This window comes from Coleofasciculus sp., assembly GCF_046539235.1.
Classification (GTDB): domain Bacteria; phylum Cyanobacteriota; class Cyanobacteriia; order Cyanobacteriales; family Coleofasciculaceae; genus Coleofasciculus.
The window spans coordinates 1-2,772 of record NZ_JBKHHI010000598.1; the positions used below are offsets into that span (position 1 = coordinate 1).

At 46.0% G+C, this 2,772-nt stretch carries 2 protein-coding genes and 1 pseudogene; all 3 read left to right on the top strand.

What is annotated here, in order from left to right:
- Positions 1–176: 176 nt before the first annotated feature.
- Positions 177–740 carry a YqeG family HAD IIIA-type phosphatase gene (locus ACLFWI_RS29065; protein WP_446415822.1) on the top strand — a complete coding sequence of 188 codons (564 nt, stop codon included), beginning with the start codon at positions 177–179 and terminating at the stop codon, positions 738–740.
- Between the two features lie 297 nt (positions 741–1,037).
- Positions 1,038–2,153, top strand: a complete 1,116-nt coding sequence (gene proB / locus ACLFWI_RS29070; protein ID WP_446415821.1) for a glutamate 5-kinase — start codon at positions 1,038–1,040, stop codon at positions 2,151–2,153.
- A gap of 44 nt (positions 2,154–2,197) precedes the next feature.
- Positions 2,198–2,772 (top strand): annotated as a pseudogene (locus tag ACLFWI_RS29075) (hypothetical protein); the annotation flags it as partial.

The window sequence follows — 2,772 nt, forward strand, 5'->3', positions numbered from 1 at the left end:
TTTTGAACCCGTTTTAACGGGTTTGAGCTTTAAGCCAGAACTTTAGTTCTAGGCTGCGATCGCGAAGACTGCTACGCTAGATGAAGCAGGAGCGCTGCTACAACCATTCGGTGGGAATAAAGTTATTGGCTGAGGACAAATCACGGCTTATGTCTTGGGTATCAAACTTAGAAAAGATGGCTTGGGTATCAAACTTGGAACCTGACTTAGTTCTGGAGGCTCCCATTGTGGGGTTAACCCGAGATATCCTGCAACACTATAAGCTTAAAGGATTAGTGCTGGATGTAGACGAAACCTTGGTTCCTCTGAAAGCCTCCCAAGCCTCAGACGAACTTAGGGCGTGGGTTGAAGACATTAGACCCATCGCCTCCCTGTGGCTGGTGAGTAATAATCTGAGTGAGACAAGGATTGGTGGGATTGCTAACTCCCTGAATCTGCCTTATCTCCACGGTGCGGGTAAACCATCCCGACGTAAATTAAAACAAGCCGCCGCCGCGATGAATTTGCCTGTGGAACAGGTGGCGATGGTTGGCGATCGCTTGTTTACAGATGTCTTAGCTGGAAACAGACTCGGTATGTTTACCATTCTCGTCGAACCAATGATAGATCCCACTCAGACTGCCTATTCTTCTCCCATTCGCGATTTTGAAGTCTGGATCACTCAAATTCTTGGCGTATCACTGCCCAGCAAGCAACATAAGTTTACAAAAGATGATAAATCAAGACAAACTGAAATATAAAGAAAAGATTATGAAAAAGCAGGCAGTCAGAAAATCATGAGATTCTGATAATAGTTCAAATGGGGTCAGCCGCTATAAAGACCCTAACCATAATAAAACACCTGTTATAATTCCATAGCGAGCGCTATATCCCTTAGTTGAGGACGTAGCGCTCTATTGTGTTGAGAGGGGAAGCCATGTAGAGACGTTCCGGTGGAACGTCTGGAAGATGGGGAAGATATGACTTCTCGCAAAAGCGAGTATGACGAATGACAAATGACGAATGACGAATGACAAATGACAAATGACAAATGACAAATGACTGAAACAATTGTTGTCAAAGTGGGTACATCGAGTCTGACTCATCCAGAAACGGGTCAGCTTGCGCTTTCAACGATTGCGAGACTAGTGGAAACGCTGACAAGGTTGCGTTCCTCTGGGTATGGTGTAGTCTTAGTCACCTCCGGCGCCGTGGGAGTTGGGTGTGGACGATTGGGATTAAAGACTCGTCCTCAAACCCTCGCCCTCAAGCAAGCTGTCGCGGCTGTGGGTCAGGGACGGTTAATGCGAGTCTATGATGATTTATTTTCCAGTCTTGAGCAAGCGATCGCGCAAATTTTGTTAAGCCGCCAAGACTTGGTACAGCGCAGTTGCTACGTTAATGCTTACGAGACATTTCGAGAACTGTTGCAGCTTGGCGTCATTCCTGTAGTTAATGAAAATGATACCGTTGCTGTCGAGGAACTCAAGTTTGGCGATAACGATACCCTTTCTGCAATGGTGGCGAGTTTAATCGAAGCCGATTGGTTATTCTTATTAACCGATGTTGATCGACTCTATTCGGCTGATCCGCGTCAAGTCCCTGATGCTGAACCGATTACCCTGGTTAACCGGATGGAAGAGTTAGCCGAACTTCAGATACAAACTGGGAAAGCGGGTTCTCAGTGGGGAACAGGGGGAATGGTAACCAAAATTACCGCCGCTAGAATTGCCACGAGTGCGGGAGTGAGAACCGTGATTACTCAAGGACGACACCCCGAAACGATCGAAAAAATCTTACAGGGAGAACCATTAGGGACGCAATTTTCCCCTCAACCGCGAACCGAAAACGCCCGTAAGCGTTGGATTGCTCACAGTTTAGTTCCGGCGGGTAAGCTGTATTTAGATGAGGGTGCAGTGAAGGCAATTTGTCAAGGGGGTAAGTCTTTGTTAGCCGCTGGAATTACTGCGATTGAGGGTAATTTTCACGCCTCGGATGCAGTACAACTCTGTGATAGTCATGGCGTAGAAATGGCTAGAGGATTGGTCAACTACAGCAGTCTAGAATTACAGAAAATTCGGGGACATAAATCAGCCGACATTCCGGAAATTTTGGGCTACGGTGGAGCCGAAACAGTCGTGCATCGAGATAACCTAGTTTTGAGTAATGTCTGAAGGCGATTCGGAAAGTTATACCTGTTGAATTGGGACAAATACTTATGAACCGACTATTGAACACTCAATTAATAGTTGCCTTTGCTGGAGCATCACTCTCTTTTCTGGCTGGAGTGGAGCCAGGGATTGCCCAGCCTGACCAATATTGCGATGATCCGGGTTCAATTCCAGCAGCGGAGACAACGAGAAACTTAGAACTCGATAAGTTTGGCGTAGAACTCACCATCCCCTCCAATTTCAGAGCCATGCGCCTTAACAACGGCAACGTCAAAATTGTCGATCCAGGCACTTATGAATTGTTATCTTGCATAGCTAGAGGTGGAGAAGCATTGGGACGTGGATATGCTTACACTTTAGTTCGCACCGTTGAGAATCCAAACAATCTAGAATTACGTCAATTGGTAGAACAAAAGAGTAGAGACAATGAAAAAATATCGCCCTATAGTTTTGATGGTAAGCAAGGTTATCTAGTTGAATATCGGAATCAAGAGGCTGTGGGGATTCCCGATGCTCATGCTGAGTTTTGGCTGGATATAAACGATGTTCCCGGAGCCGTTGTCATTTCTAAAAGCTGTGATTGTTCAGGAATGAGTGAAAGCCTGGTTTCATTACTTGAGCG

Bases quoted from the DNA above. Each gene is read 5' to 3' on its own strand.
- ACLFWI_RS29065 (WP_446415822.1), top strand. From the start codon at position 177: ATGGCTTGGGTATCAAACTTGGAACCTGACTTAGTTCTGGAGGCTCCC.
- proB (WP_446415821.1), top strand. From the start codon at position 1,038: ATGACTGAAACAATTGTTGTCAAAGTGGGTACATCGAGTCTGACTCAT.